The 328-nt window shown below is 68.6% G+C and carries 1 protein-coding gene; it reads right to left on the minus strand.

The annotated features are described in order from the left end of the window. Positions 1-328 (minus strand): RnfABCDGE type electron transport complex subunit D (locus QZL63_RS10610; protein WP_290587161.1); only part of this gene is annotated, 328 nt, incomplete at both ends.

The following is a 328-nucleotide window of genomic DNA, read 5'->3' on the forward strand; positions in this document are numbered from 1 at the left end:
GAGCGGCCACAGCGCAGCGCCCGACATGCCGCTCGCCAGCGCGTAGACGAAGGCGAACAGGGCCATCGTGACGAAGATCGTCACGGGCGTATGCCACGTGATGACGCGGCGCCAGAGCAGGTAGACGAAACCGACGAGCAGCGCGAGGGCGGCCACCTCACCCAGCGAACCGGGCATGTTGCCCAGCAGGAGCTCCTGCGTGCCGATGACGTTCACGGCGGCGCCGTGCTTGACGGCGGCCAGCGGCGTGGCACCCGACAGGGCGTCGAACGCCCCGTTTACGGGCATCGGGAAGGTGGTCATCTGCACCGGATAGGCGATCAGCAGG

The organism is Alistipes sp. CAG:268, assembly GCA_000434235.1.
GTDB lineage: Bacteria > Bacteroidota > Bacteroidia > Bacteroidales > Rikenellaceae > Alistipes > Alistipes avistercoris.